The following is an 18,076-nucleotide window of genomic DNA, read 5'->3' as shown; positions in this document are numbered from 1 at the left end:
CCGTTTCGGTCTCACATCAACTCCCCAGGCATTTTACGTCCGGCGGTAGCCACTCTCCAGGACGGCCAGCTTTACGCGTGAAGCTGGCGAAGCTCTTCTGTTGCGAACCACAGCAAATTCAAGGCGGCATTGAGATCCCGGTCGACCACCAGCCCACAGGCCACGCACTCATAGGTGCGGTGTTTGAGCGGCATGCGCTTTTTGACCTGCCCACAGCACGAACAGCGTTTGGTCGAGGGGAACCAGCGCGAGGCGATGAAGAGCTCTCCCCCGGCGGTGGCCACTTTGGTCTTGAGGAACTGCAACAGTTGCCCCATCGCGGCATCGGCCACGGCACGCGAGAGCTTCCGGTTGGCCATCATCCCCAGGATGTTGAGGTCTTCGATGCCGATGGCCCCACAGGTTCGCGCCAGTTCGCTCGTGAACTTGTGCTGCACATCCCGTCGGATGTTGGCGATCTGCTGATGCTTGCGCGCTACCTTGAGTCGTTGCTTCTCATACTGCTTACTAAACACGGTTCGCTTGGTTTGAGGGTCTTTCGTCTTCTGTTTCTTTGACAGCTTGCGTTGCAGCTTGCCGAGTTTCTTGAGATGGAGCGCCAATGGCCTTTGGTTCTCAAGCCTGCGCCCATCGCTCACCACAGCAGCTTGCTGTACGCCCACATCCCCCCCCACCACTGCTTCGGGCGTTGTGGGGCGCTCCCGTGTGATGTCTCCTTGGATGGAGACGTACCAGTGCCCCGCTTCACAGCAGACCGTCGCCCCCAGGATCTTGACCCGTTCGCACACGACGTGCTTGCGCGTGTTTCGCTTCTTCGTGGGAGTGGTGGCTTTCCCCTTTTCGACGAAGCGCAGTTTTTCGGCGATGTTCACCGTTCCCAGTCTGCGTAAGAGCTTGCCTCGGTCCTTCTTCGTTTGGCGCTGATCGAGGATGAAGCGGCCAAGTCCGGGAATCGAGATCCAATGGCTTCCCAAGGTGAATTTATCGTTGGAGAGATAAAACGACTCGTGCGACTTCCCCTTTTTCTTGTACTGCGGGTAGTTCGCTCGGCCCGCAAAGAAGTTGTCATAGGCGTTTTTGAGGTCATCGAACGCACCCTCCACCACACATTTCGTGACGTCATAGGTCCATGGGTACTCCTGCTCCCGGATCTGGTTGAATTGCTTCTTGAGTGCGAGGGCATATGGCGGTTTGAGCACGCGCTGCTCTTGGGGAACAGTTTCCTGCTCGGCTTTGTACGCCTGATACTGCTTCTCCCACTGCTCCCGTCCCCAGTTGTAGATAAAGCGCCTCGTGCCACAGGCTCGTTTGAGATACTCCACCTGTTCAGGGGTGGGGTTCATCCGGATCTTGTGTGCGGTTTTCATCCTTGAGCGCCTATTCTCCCGCTTTGCGGGAATTCCGGTCGAGCAGGACTCGACACCCGGCAAGTGGCGATCGTTCAGCGAGCGGCTGGCAGCTTTGGAAGGTTGAGCGCCGTGGTCAGATCGACCTCATGAGAGGAGCGACGCCCAGAAAGCGTTCGTTTGGCTTTGAGCCTGCCTTCTCGGTCCCAGCGCTGCACTGTTTTCACGCTGACATCCACCTGCTTGGCAAACGGTGCGACTGCGTACATCTACTTATTCTCACTTACTTTCGCACACGTTGTCAATACCTAGTATGTATCTCCTTTTGAAGAAGAGTTTTGGGTGCCAAAATTGTAGCATATATAAGAACAAAGCCAGCAACTGAAACGTTCCCTGAGTGTTTATGCAGAATATGGTAGGATAGAGATAGATGCTTGTGAGCGTGGAAGTTGAAGGTGCAGGCGCACTCTTTTACCTGTCGCTGGGAAGAGACCCGCCCCACTGCCTGTTTGCTCATAGAGGAGGTTGGTTTGAAGATCTCGGTTGCCGCTGGACAATTCCCCATCAGTTTTGCTATCACAGAGAATGTACTGTATATCCTCTCCATGCTCGAACAGGTCGAGCCCGACGATTTGCTTGTGCTCCCCGAGGGAGCCATCTCTGGGTATAACGAGGATAGCCGCTTTCTTGAGCAGATTGATCGCAGGCTTCTGGCAGATGCGATAGAGCGTATCGCGGAGGTCGTGAAGCGCAAGCAGGTGCACCTGATCGCTGGCTCCTGCCTGGAGGAAGAGGGCGAGTGGTATAACGCAGGACTCTATTTTTCGCCTCGTGGTGAGCGGGCGCTCTATCGCAAGGTGAACCTGGCAACGGGCGAGCGTGGGCACTTTGTCGCGGGTGCCGACCTTCCTATCTTTCCCCTCCATTTTGCCGAGGGTAGCGTTAACGTAGGCATGCAGCTCTGCCGCGAAATCCGCTTCCCCGAACAGTGGCAATGCCTGGCCCAGCGGGGGGCCGAGCTCTTTGTCTACATTACCAACGCCGCCAATCCCGAGGTCAAGCCGGATGTCTGGCGTAGCCACCTGGTCAGTCGCGCGGCGGAGAACCAGCGCTTTGTGCTGGCTGCCAACACCGCCCACTTTGTGCAGCACTGCCCCAGCATGATCATTGCCCCCGATGGCGAGGTCCTGGCGGAGGTCACAGGAGAAGAGACCCGCCTCCTGCGCGCCACTCTCGACCTAGCACAAACTGGCAACTGGTATCTGAGTCAGTGCCGCCGCGACGTCGTCAGCATGTACTACAAAGGCGAACTGGTACGCACAAGTATCCGCTCAGTGTAATCCTGTCAAGAAGAAGAGATAGCAATTGCCCCTCATAACTTGGGTCAAGTGTAACTTTGTCAAGAAGAAGAGATAGCAATTGCCCCTCATAACTTGGGTCAAGTGTGGATGGTGGTTTCGGGCGCCAGCCCGAAACCACCATCCACACTCATAAACTCACTGAGCGCCGCAGGCGCGAAAGGTGCTTTTTTCACGCAAGCGTAGTATACTATTGTGCGTTACTACACTGTTTTTGTATAAGAGGAGAAACGTTGTTATGGCTCGGCAGGAATTTCCGATTGAGCAGCAGTTACGTAAGGATGCCCAGGATGCGCAGCGCGCACGCGACCAGCTGAAGCTGGATACATTGCGTATGGCCTTGAACTCAATCCATAACCTTGAAGTTGCGCGTACCGACCGCAAAAATCCCGAATATGCTCAGCCTCTCACCGAGGCGGATTGCTTGCGTGTGCTCGAACAGGAAGTCAAGAAGCGCAACCAGGCTATCCCCCTCTATAAGCAGGGCGGTCGCCTGGAACTCGCCGAGAAAGAACAAGCGGAACTGGATATTCTACAGACCTACCTCAAGTCCTCACAGATGAGCGATGAGGAGATCCGCGAGGTCGTAAGCGCCCTGGTCGCGGAAAACGGCAAAGAGTTCCGTAAAGTCATGCCTCAGGCCGCCAAACAGCTCAAAGGGCGAGCCGATGGCGCACGTATTCAGGGTATCGTCAAAGAATTGACACAGTAAAGCCTCTCTCAAAGCGCAAAACGAAGACCCCTGGCATCTAAAGCCAGGGGCCTTTTGTTTGGGCCTGGTTGCCCGCTACGGGGCTTCTGAGGCTATAGCAGCCTCTGTAACCTGGATATCCTTATCGGCTGCCGCATCCCGGTTGGCATATTCGCGCAGGCCCCACGCGGCCAGCAGGGAGATCAATGCCATTAGGATGATGTAGAGCACAAGCGGAATATACGATTTATACGCCGCAAGCAGAAGCACCGCGATGATAGGAGCCGGGCCGCCCGCCGTGAGCGAGGCAAGCTGATAGCCGAGCGAGGCCCCACTATAACGCAGGCGGGTGCTGAAGTGTTCGGAGATAAACGCTGCTTCGGGACCATAGAGACTGGCATGAAAGATGCTAATGGCTCCTACGAGCGCCAGGACGACAAGCACGCTGTTTTTCGTCTGGAGCAAGAGGAAGAAGGGATAGGCATAGATCGCCATGCCGAGAGAGGCGAGCATAAACCAGCGTTTGCGTCCCACAATATCGGAGAGATAGCTCGCAAATGGCATTGTCACAAAGGCGATCAGGGCGGCGAGAATAATCCCGGTGTAGAGCGTATTGACGGGTATCTTGAGCGTGCTGACTCCATATGACAGGACAAAGGTCGTAAACAGGTAGAAGGGAGCCTGCTCGCCTGAGCGCAGAAGCGCCGAGAGAATGATCTCCTTCCAATAGTAGCGGATAACCTCACCCAGGGGAGCCTTGGCCACCCGCTGCTCCTGCTTAAGACGCGTAAACTCAGGCGTTTCGAGGATGCGCATTCGAATAAAGAAGCCAACCAGGATCAGGAGCGCGCTCAGGAAGAAGGGAATACGCCAGCCAATCTGGAGGAAAGCCTCGCCAGGGAAAAGCGCCTTACAGATCAGGAGTGCGATGGCAGCCAGGGCCAGGCCCACCGGAACGCCTGTCTGAGGCCAGCTGGCCCAGAAGCCACGACGGCGGTTATCGCCATATTCCAGCGAGAGCAGTACCGAGCCACCCCATTCGCCTCCGACGCCCGCCCCTTGCAGGAAGCGCAGGATCGTAATCAGCAAGGGCGCGACAAAGCCGATACTCTTGTAGGTTGGAATGGCACCAATCAGCACAGTCGCGACCCCCATCAGAATGAGCGTTACGATGAGTGTCGATTTGCGTCCAACGCGGTCGCCGAACCAGCCGAAGAACGCGCCCCCGATAGGGCGGGCCAGGAAACCGATGTAGTAAGTGGTAAAAGATGCTAAGATGCCGGTGACAGGATCAAGATTGGGAAAGAAGAGCGGGGCGAAAATAGTGGCGGCAAAGAAGTTGTACAAGAAGAAATCATACCACTCAATGGCGGTTCCCAGCGTGCTCGCGGTAATTACGGGCAGCATCCGGCGAACCGAGACCTCTCCTGTTGCTACATTAGCCATGGTGCCTCCTTATGCTCATCATCATAATGAGCAATAACTACGACAACGGTGTGTAGAAAGGATACCTTCTATCTGTGGCCCGAAGGCTCAGATGGCGCCTGGCAGTTGTGTTCCCACCCTTGGGAGTTAGAAGCAAGAAGTAAAAGGATATTAGTAAAAGCATAATGATTTACTATCTGCTTGTCAAGCAAAAAGAAGTGGTTTTATGAACTAGTCGTCATGTTTGTGCCAGCGAGTTTATTCCTTGCATTAGGCATGATGTTATACTATGGTCAGAATAAATAGTTCTGTGTGGATGTGCAAATGTATGCTCCGCTTTGGCGCGAAGAGGCATCTAGTTTCAGTGATGGTATATGTCATGAAACGCTAGGAGGTGCGATGGACTAATGTCGATTACCGCGATAGAATTACCTTTGTTCCCACTGGATGTGGTGCTTTTCCCGGGGACAGTCATGCCGCTCCACATCTTCGAGCCGCGTTACCGGCAGATGATCCAGGATTGCCAGCGGACACAGAAGCCATTTGGGATTGTGCTGACAAAGCCTGAGAGCGTCTACCTACACGAGGTTCCCTACAGCGTCGGCACAATGGTGCAGATGCGCAACGTTGAGCGCACGGAAGATGGTCGCTTTACATTGATGGCAATAGGGACACGTCGTTTTCGCATCGTCAGCCAGCATCGAGATAGACCCTATTTGTCAGCGACCGTCGAGCCATTTATGGATGATCCCGAGCCAGCCCAGATCTTAACTCTCCCCATGGCTCAGGTGTGTGGCTTGTTTCGTAACTACCTGGAGATGTTATTAGAGGCGGCGAACGAGGATAGTAGCTACGCCGATCTCCCCGAAGATCCGGAAGATCTCTCGTATTTCATCGCCTATTTCCTCGAGGTGCAGAACGAAACGAAACAGCGCCTCCTTGAAGGCACTTCGACGCAGGAACGCCTACGCGACGAGATCAACATTCTGCGACGGGAAGTGCCCTTTATGCGGCAAATCCTCTCAAAGAATTTGCCTGAGGACCGGAGTATGCTAAACTAAGCACACACTAATTTTTAGAAGTGAGGATGGGACGCGATGAGAGAGTTGTCCGGTTTTCGGCAGCAGCTTGATAATCTGCTTCGTACCCGTGACGTAGAGCGGATACAGACATTTATGATTGAAAATGGCCAGTGGTATGAAGGCACGCCTGCTGACGTTGAATATGCTATGTGGCTCATGATCGGCGGAAGCCAGAATCTTAGCGACCTGCACGAAGAGGCGCGTGAGTGGCTGGTTGCCCATGGGCACGAGAGCGCGGCTGAGGCCCTGCTGGGGAAAGCCGGCGCTAAAGGTGGCTCCTCCAAGGGACGGGTAAAGCAACAGCCTCGTGGGAAGCAAGCGCAAGGGCGTAAACCAGCCGCTAAAGGTGAGCGAGGCGCAGCCAAAAACACTCCGAAAGAGTCCTAAAGCGAGCGTTGGCTGTAGTTAGCGCGCCACAGTGCCGATACTATTAGTAATATTCCGACATGCATAGTACCGAATCAGAGCAGGACACTCCTGCCCTGATCATTTTTGGGGGGGAATAGATCAGAGCCGTAATTCTGTTGTGCTGAGTAGCGATAATAATGAAGCAGATGAATAAAAGCGCTATATTTATATGTGCAGAAGGGATGTACGTGAATTGGGCAAGAGTAATATGCTTCTAGCATCAACGGAAGAAGAGATAAATAAGGTAAATGCTCCCCAGCTTAGCCAGCGCCTGGTCTTGTTGCTGGCAGTGGCCTGTGGCCTCTCGGTCGCCAACCTCTATTATGTGCAGCCTGTTCTGGCCGATATTGGACGTGAGTTTGCCGTCTCCGTAAACCAGGTAGGCGTTCTGGCGACCCTCTCCCAGCTTGGCTATGCTCTGGGACTCCTGCTAATTATTCCATTGGGAGATCGCTATAATCGTCGAGCGCTGATCGTGACAATGCTGGTCGCTGTAACCGTCGCCTTGATTGCGATGGCTCTGGCGCCTACCCTGGTGCTCCTCTCAATCGCGAGCTTTATTGTAGGCGTCACTACCGTGGTCCCACAGTTGATCGTGCCTCTAGCGGCAAGCCTGGCGCGGCCCCAGGAGCGTGGGCGCGTGGTGGGAACCGTGATGAGTGGCTTGCTGATTGGCGTCTTGCTGGCGCGCACGGCGAGTGGTGTATTAAGCGCGCACCTGGGATGGCGTGCAGTGTACTGGATCGCCGCGGGATTGATGGTTCTCCTGGCCCTGGTCCTGCGCTTCTTGTTGCCCCCTGATCGCCCTCAATCAGATATGAGCTATACACAGCTCTTGCGTTCGCTCTGGAGTCTCGTTAAAAGCGAGCCTGTGCTGCGCGAGACCAGCGTCTATGGGGCACTGGGCTTTGCGGCCTTTAGCGCGTTCTGGGCCACGCTCTCCTTCCGCCTGCAAACGCCACCTTTTCATTATGGTAGCGAGGTGGCAGGCCTCTTTGGCCTGGTTGGTGTTGTGGGGGCACTCGCGGCCTCTTTTATTGGTCGCCTTGCCGATAAAGTTAATCCGCGTAAGACGATTGGCATTGGCCTGCTCATTCTCCTGGCCTCGTTTGGCATTTTCTGGTTGATGGGTCAATATCTCTGGGGTCTGATCATTGGTGTGATCCTGCTGGACCTGGGGGCGCAGGCTAACCAGATCTCAAACCAGGCACGCGTCTATAGCCTCAATCCCGCTGCGCGTAGCCGCCTTAATACGATCTATATGGTGTCTTACTTTATTGGTGGCTCGTTTGGCTCGTTCCTTGGCACCTATGGCTGGGGCTTCGCGGGCTGGTTCGGCGTCTGTGGCGTGGGGCTGCTGCTCCTGTTACTGGCGCTTGCCGTGTATGTGCTCAATAGTCGGCGCACACAGGCCGCTAGCCGCTAGCTTTTTGTTGCCATTTCACGCCTGCGGCGCCCACAGGAAAGGGATGGTGACGTGTATCTCGGGCATTTGCTCGAGATACACGTCACCATCCCTTTCCTGTTGATATGTTTTTGCAATAATTGTTAGCCAACGGCCTTTTTGTGTTGTTCGATAAGTGCCTGCTGAATGTGAGGAGGGACTTCCTCATATTGGGCAAACTCCATAGTGAAGGAGCCACGACCCTGAGTAATAGAGCGCAAGTCAGTCGCGTAGCGCAGCATCTCGGCCTGGGGAACGGTGGTGGTGATGCGCTGCATACCTTCTTCCTGCTCATCTGGTTCCATGCCGAGCACACGGCCACGCCTGGTGTTGATGTCACTCATGACGTCACCCATATTGGCCTCTGGAATCAGGATGTTGACATGCATGACAGGCTCCAGAATGACCGGGCTGGCCAGGGGGACGGCCTCTTGCATCGCCAGGGAGGCCGCGACCTCAAAGGATTGCGCCGATGAGTCAACCGGATGGTACTTGCCGTCGTAGAGCGCGACACGCACGTAGAGCATGGGGTTGCCTGAGACGAAGCCGCGCTTGAGCGATTCGCGTACCCCCTTCTCGACACCAGGAATGAACTGGTTGGGGACGACGCCGCCTACAATGCGGTCCTCAAAGATGAAGTCCTGCTCTCCTCCGTGGGGCAGTGGCTCGATCTCCAGCCAGACATCGCCAAACTGACCGTGTCCACCGCTCTGGCGCTTGTGGCGCCCATTGGCCCTGGCCTTCTTGCGGATGGTCTCGCGGTAATGGATATGTGGATCGCGTGTCTCCAGGTCGACGCCATATTTGCGTTTGATACTCTCCACTGTGATTTGCAGGTGCGCCTCGCCCATGCCGGAGAGCAGCGTCTCCGCCGTCTCGGGATCGCGTGAGACGCGTAGCGTGCGGTCTTCTTGCACGATGCGTGCCAGGACATTGCCCATTTTGTCCAGGTCATTCTGGCTTTTGGGGATGATCGTCAGGGTGAAGCAGGGTTCTGGGAAGCGGATCGGCTCAAGGGGCGTGGTGATGTTTTTGCTATCGGTGAGTGTATCGCCTGTATGGGTATTGGTAAGCTTGGACACGGTACCGAAATCGCCTGCAGAAATGCAACTGGCATTCTCTGACATTTTGCCACGTGGGAACGAGAGGGAGCCTACACGCTCATCCGTCTTTGTCTGGATATTGAAGAGATGGCTATCAGCCTTGATGCTTCCTGTATAGACGCGGAAGGTTGAGACGGTGCCAGACTGTTGCCCAGTCGTTTTAAACACCAGGGCCGAGGTGTGTCCTTCAAAGTTCTGGGCATCTTCTGGTAAGGCGTCCGCCGCGCTGGGGAGGTAGTCAAGGATAGCACTGAGCATTGTCTGGATACCGATGTTTTTCGCCGCGGAGGCACAGAGCACTGGAATGAGCTTACCCGAGGCCGTACCCACTTTGACCAGCTTGAGGATCTCTTCGTCGTTAAGGTCTATCCCCTCCAGAAATTTCTCCATCAGTTCATCATCGCTCTCGACCGCTGACTCGATCAGTTGTTCACGGTAACTATTGATGGTGTCCTGTAACTCATTGGGGATGGAAATTTCTTGCACACTATTGCCGCCCTCGAAGGTATAGCCCTTCTGATGCAGCAGGTCAGCAACTCCCTTGAAGTTGGCCTGTTCCCCGATGGGAATCTGTAGGGGGACAACTTTGGTGCCAAACTTGGCGCGTAGCGACTCAAGCGCCATATCAAAGGAGGTATTTTCACGGTCGAGCTTGTTGACCACGACGATACGAGGAAGGTTGCGTTCATTGGCATAGTGCCAGGTCAGTTCAGTGCCTACTTCTACTCCTTTTTCGGCTGTCACCACGACCAGGGCGGCATCCGCCACGCGTAGACCAGCTTTTACCTCACCAATGAAATCAGCGTAGCCGGGCGTGTCAATAAAATTGATCTTATGCTCATGCCACTCGACGGGAAGCACTTTGGTGTGAAGGGACATCCGACGCTTAAGTTCGTCAGGATCGTAGTCCGCAATCGAGGTTCCATCATCTACCTTCCCTTGTCGTGTTACGGCTCCAGTGTCAAATAGTGCGGCATCAATCAAGGATGTTTTCCCTGCTCCCCCGTGGGAGATCAACGCTACATTGCGAATGTATTCCGCCCCGTATACTTTCATAAGCCGTTTCCTCCTGACTTCTTTCGCAAGAGGTGGTCTCTCGCCAGGCCTTCTGGAGGGTCTGACTTGTAAGACCTCCCCCGCGCATGTGGTTCCTGACAGTATGCCCGGTGTTAGCGCATGAATGCTGTGCTATACGCTAATCCTGTTGAATAGGTTTAGTATACCTTATTATTGCAACTGATACCAGCTAAGAAGCGGTGCGGGGGCCTGCAAAGCCGATTTTGACGGTTATCTTGACAGCAGTTGGCTAGAAAAACGCCTGTTTTTGGGCAAAAAAAGAAGGGGCTAGTGATATACTATCATATCACTAGTATATCACTAGTGGTTAGTCCAGATTGAGTTTGAAGGGATTGATTGTCTTGCAAGCCTCAATGCCCCTGCGTCTTTTGGCGTTCTTCTTGCTGGCCAGAACAATGCATCAGGAAAACGCGATGGCTATGCGATCCTCCACCTCGGTGACGCCTGGCGCGGCCCATACCGCACTCTCCGCTGCCTTGCGCTCTGCATAGGAATGAACTGTTCCGTAGAGACTGACTTTGCTGCCCGAAACCTCGACCGTGATATGCTCGGCATCTGTCTCCGCATTGCGGGTGAGTGCTTTCTCAATGTCCTCTTTCAGATTGCTTGGGAAGAGCCGGGGCTTGACCCGAATGAGATTGATCACCCCCCTAATCCCTGCTATATAGCGGATGGTACGCTCAGCATCTTTTTTCTCGAAGGCAAACTCGACATCGCCTTTGAGGGTCACCCAGCCCTTGCTGACCATCACATCGATTTGGTCCGCCGGGATACCGGTGTCCCATTTGAGCGCATTGACAACTGCCTCGGCAAGATCTTCGTCGGTGCGTTCAGCCGAGCCAGGCAGATGGATTTCCAGCTCATTCGCAACCGCCTTCACGCCACGGACCCGCAGGGCCGCAGCCTCAGCAGCCCGCTTTTTTAAGTACGAATCAACAAAACCAGTGAGCGTAACAATCCCATCCTTAGCCGCGACGCCAATGTCGCTCGCTCGGAGGCGCGTATCCCACTTTAATTCGTCCATAACGTTGTTCTGGATCGTTTCATCGGTCTGAAGATTCATCGATATGGTACAGGTCTCCTTTCTCTTCAGTGCTTGTTGGACGCCTCTTCTCCGCCAGATGATTTGGGACGGATTGAAACCCTGTTGCCTCTGCTCCAATCGCTCTTTCCTGGAACCTTATGGAATTTCTTTTCTGGTGAGCAATTGGAGGAGAATTGCCCACCACTTCAAGTGATAGCATACAGCATACAGAAAGAGACGTGTCAATGGGGAAAAGGATCCCTGGAGCAAGAGGAGGAACGCTTGCCTGCCGGGAGGCGTAGACGTCTTTCTGGCCCCTTGGAGAAACGCGGGCTGGCAAGAAAAGTCTCCCCTTTCGATGCCACGGCAATGTGCATCTTTCACTGCTTTTCCACTTTTATAATGGATAATTAGACTATCTCCATTTCGGCCGGGTGAGCGATACAATGCACCCATAACCCGGACATGTGACTGACTTTTTGCACGGAAGTGTTGAAGAGATGTGCAGAACCGGAGAAATCTGGCAGTTTACGGCCAACTATGCTCGGAATAAGGGGGTTTTTGCATATCCCCCCGAAACAGTGTACCCGTCTCGGGGGGATATGCAAAAACCCCCAGTATCTGATGTAAATCCCAGAACTCTGCGGGAGAAATTGGTATAACTCTGGGGGTCATTCTCAGGCGAGCAATCAGCCTCTTTGGAAAGTCAGCAGGAAGAACCTCCGTAGGAGCATAACCTCATGGTGAAACATTCTGGTTCGCCCTGAAATAACTGTCATAGCCGGATAGCCCAGAAATCACTACAGAAATCATCGAATGTTATAAATCTTGCTGTTTTTACGTATAACAACTCAGATATATAAAGCTTTTTCTCACATATTTTCCGCTATAGAAAGGTATCCTCGATGAGTTCTCTCCCCTCGCAACCAGAGAGACGGCCACAGGTTCGACGCGCATGGATCAACCGCTCGACTGTGGCTCTGCCTCTGCTCTGCCTGATCATCTTTGGCGCTATAATCGGTACACGCCTGATTGGCAATGCCACCAACGCAAGTGCCGCCAGCCTGGTGCCGTTGAATGGAAATATACCCGGCCTCGTGAAAACCAGCACGCTGATTGGGCTTGCAGACCCCAATCAGAACCTCTCGCTCTCAATTGGTCTAAAGCTGCGCAATGCTGAAGCGCTCAAAGCCTATGCGGACAACACCATCCGCTCGCAGTCAACCCACAAGCCCCAGCATCTCACTTCGGCTCAAATTTCTACTGCTTTTGCCCCATTAGCCAGCAGCGAGCAAGCCGTCATTGATTACTTGCAGGGCTATGGCTTCCAGGTCACCTTGACCGGGAAGCTGCACCTGGTCATCGGCTTCAAAGGCACTGTGGACGATGCGGAACATGCCTTCCATATCCAGATTAATAACTATATCTCTTCTGAAGGGGCGCACTTCTACGCGTCTCCCATCAATCCATCGGTACCTGCGAACCTGGCTGGCTTGATCCAAAACATCGCAGGTCTAGACAATTCGGTTCATCTGGCGCATGCGCCGATCACTACATCGAAAAGCGCAAAAATGAACCTCCGGAGCCAGGTCCAGGCGAACGTCACTTGTATCTCCGCTGGAACTGGCTACTTCATCCCTTCGCAGATTGCCTCGGCGTACGATCTGAAGACCCTTCAGGGCAACGGTTTCCACGGAGAAGGCCAGACGATCGCTCTGCTGGAGCTTGATGATTACCTGCCATCGGATATCAGTAACTACACCTCCTGCTATGGAGGCAGTCAGGTGCCGATCAACAAAATCAAGGTTGATGGCGGCGCTTCATTAGGCGCTGGCGCAATCGAAGATGAGTTGGACATAGAGCTGATCCTGAGTGCCGCCCCGAAACTGGCCAGTCTGGAAGTCTACGAGGCGCCTCGTACCTCTGCCGGTGAACTGGACGTCTTCAGCCGTATGGTTAGCGACAACAGCGCCTCGGTCATCAGCACCAGTTGGGGCGCGTGTGAAGCGAGTATGCCCTCAGCACAGCTGACCGCAGAGAACAACCTCTTCGCGATTGCGGCGGCACAGGGCCAGACGGTCTTAGCTGCCTCTGGCGATGCCGGCACCAACGATTGCCGTAAAGGTACAGCCTCTGTCGATGACCCCGCCTCGCAGCCCTACGTTACTGGCGTTGGTGGCACAACTCTCACCCTGAACGGAAGTTCCTATGGCGGCGAGACCGTCTGGAACGACTCCTATGGCGCGGGCGGCGGCGGTATCAGCAGTGTATGGCCTCTTCCCTCGTGGCAGAGCGGCTCTGGCGTGAGCAACAACTATAGCAACGGTTACCGCGAAGTACCCGATGTCTCGCTCAATGCCGATCCCGCAACCGGCTACGTGATGTATTGTTCGGTCAGCACCGCTTGTAATGGCCATACCTGGGTGGCCGTGGGCGGCACCTCGGCGGCGGCACCTCTGTGGGCGGCCTTCATGGCGATTGCCAATGAGAAGACCCTGCAAGACAGCGGCTTCAATCTTGGCTTCATCAACCCACTCCTCTATCAGGTCAGTCAGAATCTTGGCTGGCCCTCGTATCTCCCCAATGGCTTCCACGATGTTACCAGCGGCAACAATGATACGCTTGGTGATGGGCTGAGTAAATATCCGGCGACCACTGATTATGATCAGGCCAGCGGTCTGGGCAGCTTCAGTGGTTGGTACCTGACTGGGGACCTGGAGGTACTGGCCAGTAATATGAGGGGCGGCGGGCGGTCAGTATCGGGCAGTACGACGTGGTACTTCGCCGAGGGCAGCGTAGGCGGTCAATTTACTCAGTATCTGACCCTTCTGAATCCCACCGATGGGACGGCCCATGTCTTCACTCAGTACCTCTTTGAGAATCGGCCTTCGCTGACCTGGAGTTACACGGTCTATGGGAACACACGCATCACCAGGTCGGTCAATGACGACCTGGGCATCTCAGCGAGCGCACCCCAGCAGGCCATTTCGATGATTGTGACCTCGGACGTGCCGATCGTGGCCGAGCGGCCGCTGTACTTCAATGCCCATGGCGTGGCCAGCGGCACCGACGTGCTAGGTGCCACTCGCACCGCCACCAGCTTCTACTTTGCCGCCGGGGATAGCTCGTCGAACTCCCAGGAGTTCCTGGAGATCCTCAATCCCAATACCAGCGCGGCGAATGTTACTGTCTCCTACTACAGCAACGGGCAGCTCGTCGAGAACGATCCGGTGACGGTGGGAGCACAGCAGCGGGGCACGACTAATCCGACGAAGTTCCACGGGCAGGCTGCCATCCAGGTGACCTCCGACCAACCCATCGTGGTGGAGCGCTCGGAGTACTTCAATGGCAATGTCCCCAATGCTGGAGGCGCAACCACGGGAGCTTCGGCGACCATGGGTGTGACCACCCAGAGCACCGACTGGCTCTTTGCCGAGGGCTATACCGGCCAGGACTTCCAGGAAAACCTGGTGCTGGCCAACTTCGCCTCCTCGGGCACACCTGCGGCCACGGCCACCATCAAGCTGGAGTACACCAACGGCACGGTACAAACCGTTCAGCAGCCGGTCAACGCCCAGAGCCAGATCATCTTTGACGTGAACAATGCCAATAGAAATCCCAACTGTGGGCTTAACGGAAACCCTGCCTGTACGGTCACCAACAGTGTCTCCATCGAAGTGACGGCTACGGCCCCGATCGTGGCGGAACGGGTGCAGTATTTCCACTTCGGACTCAATGGCAGCATGCATCCCGGTATGGACGATGTGGTCGGGCAGGTCGGACCAGCCGGCCAGAGCGTCTACAGTTTCGCCGAGGGACAGACGGGCACCAACTTCAATGACTGGCTGACCTTGCAGAACCCGAACAGCACCCCGGTGGTGGCAGCGATCACGATCTTCGCGGATAACACCATTATCCAGAAAGAGCTGACTCTGCCGGCCCACAGCCGGACGAGTGTGCTGATCAACAGCATCGTCAATCCGATTGTCGCAGCCTATCCCAACTCAGCAGGCTACACGGTCTCGATGCATGTGCAGTCCTTCGGTGGGCCGATTGTAGCCGAACGGCCCCTCTACTTCACCTTCAAGGGCGGGACTGGCGCCAGCGATATCATCGGTTATACGGGTCACTAGCCGTGGAATGAGTTCCATTGCACGAGGAGCGGCCGGCCTGGCCGCTCCTCTTTTTGTGGGAGCGCAGTCCCGCCCTTCGCGGTCTGGCTACCCTCTCATGGAGAGCAATCAACCGCTTTGGGAAGTCAGCAAGAAGAACCGCCGCAGGAACAGAACCTCATGGTGAAACACTTTGATTTATATTGAAACAACTATCACAACCGGATAGCCCAAAAATCGCCCTAGAATGCATCGAATGTTATAAATATCGGTATTTTGTAAATCTGACGCTCGACCAACATCTCACGGCTCGAAAAAGCGACGTGGAAAATCGGCACAGGCGCGCCTCCTCGAATTGCTGTTCACCAATCCGCTGATTTTCCCCCGTTCGCGCGTGATGCGCGGTCGAAGCAAGTGTGAGTTTGGGAATGCTCCTCGCGACCTCAAGGATGTTTGCTTCCTGACACCGTGTTAGTTGTAATCGCGCCTGCACGCTCGTAATTCACGAGAATGCGCCTGGCGCTCTTTATTGAGCAGGCGGGTGATACGCCGATAGCCGTAGGTTGGCCGCACATCGACAATTTTCTGCACCTCCTGGACGAGCTGAGCGTCGTCCTGCTTTCGGTAGCGCCCCCGTTTCTTTTTCCTGCCCTCCACTCTGTCAATCAGGTTAGAGCGTGAGACTTCCAGGACATCAGCAACGGTTTTCACAGACCACCTTCCTTCGGAAGCAACGGCAGTCGCAAGGTCTGTTTTTTTGATCTGTTTTCTCGATTGTCTCGCGCAGGATATCGTTCTCCAGCGTCTTACGGCCCAGTGCCCGCTCCAGTTCGACGATACGTTGCTGCAACCGTGTTACTTCCGATTTGGCCACCACTTCCTCATTACTGCTCATCGCAACTACGCCTCCCTCGCTTAACAGCCTGCGCCACCTATACGGGTTTTTTTGCATATCCCCCCGAAACGGGTACACCGTTTCGGGGGATATGCAAAAAAAACCAATAAACTTTATCGGACCGAGCGTAAAACCCCTGCCTTGAGGCATGGGGATATAAGCGAGTCCTTTTCTGGTGGATAGGGTGGTTGGGAGAATGGAAGGCTTGACAGTATACAGGCAATACAATGAATCTGGGTGCGGTTCATTTTTTTGCATAGCGTCCATCTTGGATAGCTCGCTGGGAAAAGGTCTGCCGTCCCCAACGCCTCTGTCCCTCGGTCCGTCCTTTGGGAGCCATTGAGGTTGGGGGAGGGGAGGGGAAACACGCCAGGATAAGAGGCAAAGGCAAGCGCCAGAAAGTTTGCTGCAAGCGAAGAGAGGCTTTGGCCAAAGCCGCTTGACTGCGTGCGCGAAAACGTTGGAGGCGGCTGGTGTGCCAACTCGCCCTGACCACATGCCAGTCCTGGGTCCATCGGTTACTGCACAAGGTGGTTCGCAGGGCCAACATCGCATTCACCTGAGGACGTGCCCAATGCATCCCTGCTCCTTTGAGGCGAGCTTGCACCACCAGTTTGTTGCCGCTTTCCGCGATCCCTGATCCAATAGGCCAGCCACCTGCCCGATACTGCTGATACTGCATCTGCCCTTCCCGTTTGTGCAGATAGGCCACCTTCTCGAGCATCTCGTCACCTGGAGTTGATGCGCTCAGCCGCCGCACTTCCTTGAGTACGCTTGTCGGTCCATCCTCCTTGAGCTTATGCCACTGCTCGCTTACCCATGTCGGCGGCAATGGCACTCCGGCGTTTTGGGCCAGGGTTGCGATCTCACTGATGTATTGAGCGGCATGCGCAAAATCCAGAATACGCACTGCATCGGCACGATGGCCTTGCACAAATCCCTGAATCCATTCTGCTCCATCGTTGATGGCGGCTACCTCTCTGGCTTGATCGACTCGTCGCCGCTGGATCTCGAAGGACGCCAGATCTCCAAAGGTTTCGGCATCAGCCAGACGGGCAAAATAACTCAGCTTCTCGCAATGCGGCTCACCTGACTTCGTTTGGCATACCTCGCCAATTGTGACCATTTTGACCTCCGCCCACTCGTTTGGCAAAACGGGGATCAACACCCCATCTGTTGCCATCGCCTGCCGCGGCGCTGCCTGTTTGGGCTGCTCACTCCCTTGCCCTGGGCAAGCGTATTGATCCTGCCACTGTTGCAAGCATGCTCCTGCCTGTTCAGTGAGTCGGCGCACCGTGCTCTTACTGACCTGGACTTTCAAAAGGGTTTCCAGGTGTGTGGCTGCGCAGGCATATGGCACCATGCTTCCCAACAAGACCAATCCCTGGTGGGCATGAGGCGTCAGTCCACTCGAGGGCAGATTCAGTTCTTCATCCAGGGGGAAAAAGCCCGCTTCCACACTGCGGGCACGTTCCATACCGTCGGCTGAGTTTGACCTCTTGGCCCCCTTGCGTTGCCAATCTTCGCTCGTGCTTACCTCGCGCCTGTAAGTCCGCTCCACACTGCGGGCAACGGGGACGCTTCTCTGCTTCTTGTCCACTCCAATCCCGTTTGGGACTCTGTTGAGCTAGGTCAGCTAACATCTGGGCCCGCATGCCTGAGAGCCGAGCATCCAGCTCGTCTTCGATCTCTTGGAATGTCGCTGTTGGGTGCTCTTTGCGCCACGCTTCCATTTCTTCAAAGACGCTCTCGCTGAGCAGTCTCCAGACTTCGGCGAGTGAGGATTTTTCCATCGGCAACCTCCTTGCTGGCTTCTTCCTGTTTTTTTATCTTATCATTTCCCCTTCCTCTTCGTCCCAATCGCTGAGTTTGCAAAAAAATGAACCGCACCCAATGAATCTTTCCTTCTTGACAAGAACCACACTCTCCGCTATACTAGAACAAGTGTTTTTGTACATACACAACCAAAAAGTGTTTCCTGGGTTGCAAGGTAAATCGTTCCCTTGCGTAAAAGCGCTTGCGTGCATGTGTCCCTGTACCTCTCGAAAGGTCTTTAAGAGCCCACCAGCCGCCTTTCACCAAGAGAGTAACGCACCATAGGCTCGGACGGA

At 54.9% G+C, this 18,076-nt stretch carries 13 protein-coding genes and 1 pseudogene; 6 read left to right on the top strand and 8 right to left on the bottom strand.

All coding sequences use genetic code 11. The features are described 5' to 3' along the window. Positions 1-71 precede the first annotated feature (71 nt). A complete protein-coding gene (locus KRAC_RS21760) occupies positions 72-1,367 on the bottom strand; it encodes an RNA-guided endonuclease InsQ/TnpB family protein (protein WP_007910778.1) in 1,296 nt (431 codons plus the stop codon). 77 nt (positions 1,368-1,444) lie between these two features. Beyond that, positions 1,445-1,615: pseudogene (locus tag KRAC_RS79635) on the bottom strand (MerR family DNA-binding transcriptional regulator); the annotation flags it as partial. A gap of 186 nt (positions 1,616-1,801) precedes the next feature. Here KRAC_RS79635 and KRAC_RS21750 point away from each other — a divergent pair. Continuing rightward, positions 1,802-2,686 (top strand): carbon-nitrogen hydrolase family protein, encoded by an 885-nt coding sequence (locus KRAC_RS21750; protein WP_007910773.1) that lies wholly within the window; start codon positions 1,802-1,804, stop codon positions 2,684-2,686. A gap of 256 nt (positions 2,687-2,942) precedes the next feature. Then, positions 2,943-3,416, top strand: a complete 474-nt coding sequence (locus KRAC_RS21745) for a GatB/YqeY domain-containing protein (protein ID WP_007910771.1) — start codon at positions 2,943-2,945, stop codon at positions 3,414-3,416. Positions 3,417-3,491: 75 nt separating this feature from the next. Here KRAC_RS21745 and KRAC_RS21740 read toward each other — a convergent pair whose 3' ends face one another. Next, positions 3,492-4,841, bottom strand: a complete 1,350-nt coding sequence (locus tag KRAC_RS21740) for an MFS transporter (protein ID WP_007910767.1) — start codon at positions 4,839-4,841, stop codon at positions 3,492-3,494. A 386-nt stretch (positions 4,842-5,227) separates the two neighbouring features. Here KRAC_RS21740 and KRAC_RS21735 point away from each other — a divergent pair, with 386 nt between their 5' ends. From KRAC_RS21735 to KRAC_RS21725, 3 genes are all read left to right on the top strand, one after another. Continuing rightward, positions 5,228-5,881 carry an LON peptidase substrate-binding domain-containing protein gene (locus KRAC_RS21735; RefSeq protein WP_007910765.1) on the top strand — a complete coding sequence of 218 codons (654 nt, stop codon included), beginning with the start codon at positions 5,228-5,230 and terminating at the stop codon, positions 5,879-5,881. A gap of 36 nt (positions 5,882-5,917) precedes the next feature. Continuing rightward, entirely contained in the window at positions 5,918-6,289 is a 372-nt protein-coding gene (locus KRAC_RS21730; RefSeq protein ID WP_007910762.1) for a hypothetical protein, read from the top strand. Positions 6,290-6,518: 229 nt separating this feature from the next. Continuing rightward, positions 6,519-7,736: an MFS transporter gene (locus tag KRAC_RS21725; RefSeq protein ID WP_052568500.1), complete on the top strand. Its 1,218-nt coding sequence runs from the start codon at positions 6,519-6,521 to the stop codon at positions 7,734-7,736. A gap of 122 nt (positions 7,737-7,858) precedes the next feature. On the opposite strand, the gene fusA is transcribed toward KRAC_RS21725, so the two are convergent. Next, positions 7,859-9,913 (bottom strand): elongation factor G, encoded by a 2,055-nt coding sequence (gene fusA, locus KRAC_RS21720; protein WP_007910758.1) that lies wholly within the window; start codon positions 9,911-9,913, stop codon positions 7,859-7,861. Between the two features lie 421 nt (positions 9,914-10,334). Next, positions 10,335-10,997: a BON domain-containing protein gene (locus tag KRAC_RS21715; RefSeq protein ID WP_007910757.1), complete on the bottom strand. Its 663-nt coding sequence runs from the start codon at positions 10,995-10,997 to the stop codon at positions 10,335-10,337. An 866-nt stretch (positions 10,998-11,863) separates the two neighbouring features. Between KRAC_RS21715 and KRAC_RS62175 the strand changes: the two genes are divergently transcribed. Beyond that, positions 11,864-15,091, top strand: coding sequence for a protease pro-enzyme activation domain-containing protein (locus KRAC_RS62175; RefSeq protein WP_007910756.1), 3,228 nt, complete (start codon positions 11,864-11,866; stop codon positions 15,089-15,091). 450 nt (positions 15,092-15,541) lie between these two features. Here KRAC_RS62175 and KRAC_RS79630 read toward each other — a convergent pair whose 3' ends face one another. From KRAC_RS79630 to KRAC_RS21695, 3 genes are all read right to left on the bottom strand, one after another. After that, on the bottom strand, positions 15,542-15,781 hold the full coding sequence (locus KRAC_RS79630) for an IS3 family transposase (RefSeq protein WP_007910755.1): 240 nt from the start codon (positions 15,779-15,781) through the stop codon (positions 15,542-15,544). Beyond that, entirely contained in the window at positions 15,765-15,965 is a 201-nt protein-coding gene (locus tag KRAC_RS79625; RefSeq protein ID WP_157506938.1) for a hypothetical protein, read from the bottom strand. Before KRAC_RS79625 ends, KRAC_RS79630 begins: the two co-directional genes overlap by 17 nt. Positions 15,966-16,209: 244 nt before the next feature. Further along, a protein-coding gene (locus KRAC_RS21695; RefSeq protein WP_007903554.1) for an ISKra4-like element ISKra4 family transposase occupies positions 16,210-17,758 on the bottom strand; the annotation gives its coding sequence in 2 pieces (ribosomal slippage) (positions 16,210-17,409 and positions 17,411-17,758; 1,548 coding nt in all). Positions 17,759-18,076 lie beyond the last annotated feature (318 nt).

Origin of the sequence: Ktedonobacter racemifer DSM 44963 (assembly GCF_000178855.1) — a bacterium.
GTDB lineage: Bacteria > Chloroflexota > Ktedonobacteria > Ktedonobacterales > Ktedonobacteraceae > Ktedonobacter > Ktedonobacter racemifer.
Note: the sequence above shows the minus strand (reverse complement) of the source record. Positions and strands in the feature narration are given on the sequence as shown.

Excerpts from the sequence above, each read along its gene's own strand:
- KRAC_RS21760 (WP_007910778.1), bottom strand. The coding sequence starts at position 1,367 with ATGAAAACCGCACACAAGATCCGGATGAACCCCACCCCTGAACAGGTG.
- KRAC_RS21745 (WP_007910771.1), top strand. The coding sequence starts at position 2,943 with ATGGCTCGGCAGGAATTTCCGATTGAGCAGCAGTTACGTAAGGATGCC.
- KRAC_RS21740 (WP_007910767.1), bottom strand. The coding sequence starts at position 4,841 with ATGGCTAATGTAGCAACAGGAGAGGTCTCGGTTCGCCGGATGCTGCCC.
- KRAC_RS21735 (WP_007910765.1), top strand. The coding sequence starts at position 5,228 with ATGTCGATTACCGCGATAGAATTACCTTTGTTCCCACTGGATGTGGTG.
- KRAC_RS21730 (WP_007910762.1), top strand. The coding sequence starts at position 5,918 with ATGAGAGAGTTGTCCGGTTTTCGGCAGCAGCTTGATAATCTGCTTCGT.
- KRAC_RS21725 (WP_052568500.1), top strand. The coding sequence starts at position 6,519 with ATGCTTCTAGCATCAACGGAAGAAGAGATAAATAAGGTAAATGCTCCC.
- fusA (WP_007910758.1), bottom strand. The coding sequence starts at position 9,913 with ATGAAAGTATACGGGGCGGAATACATTCGCAATGTAGCGTTGATCTCC.
- KRAC_RS21715 (WP_007910757.1), bottom strand. The coding sequence starts at position 10,997 with ATGAATCTTCAGACCGATGAAACGATCCAGAACAACGTTATGGACGAA.
- KRAC_RS62175 (WP_007910756.1), top strand. The coding sequence starts at position 11,864 with ATGAGTTCTCTCCCCTCGCAACCAGAGAGACGGCCACAGGTTCGACGC.
- KRAC_RS79625 (WP_157506938.1), bottom strand. The coding sequence starts at position 15,965 with ATGAGCAGTAATGAGGAAGTGGTGGCCAAATCGGAAGTAACACGGTTG.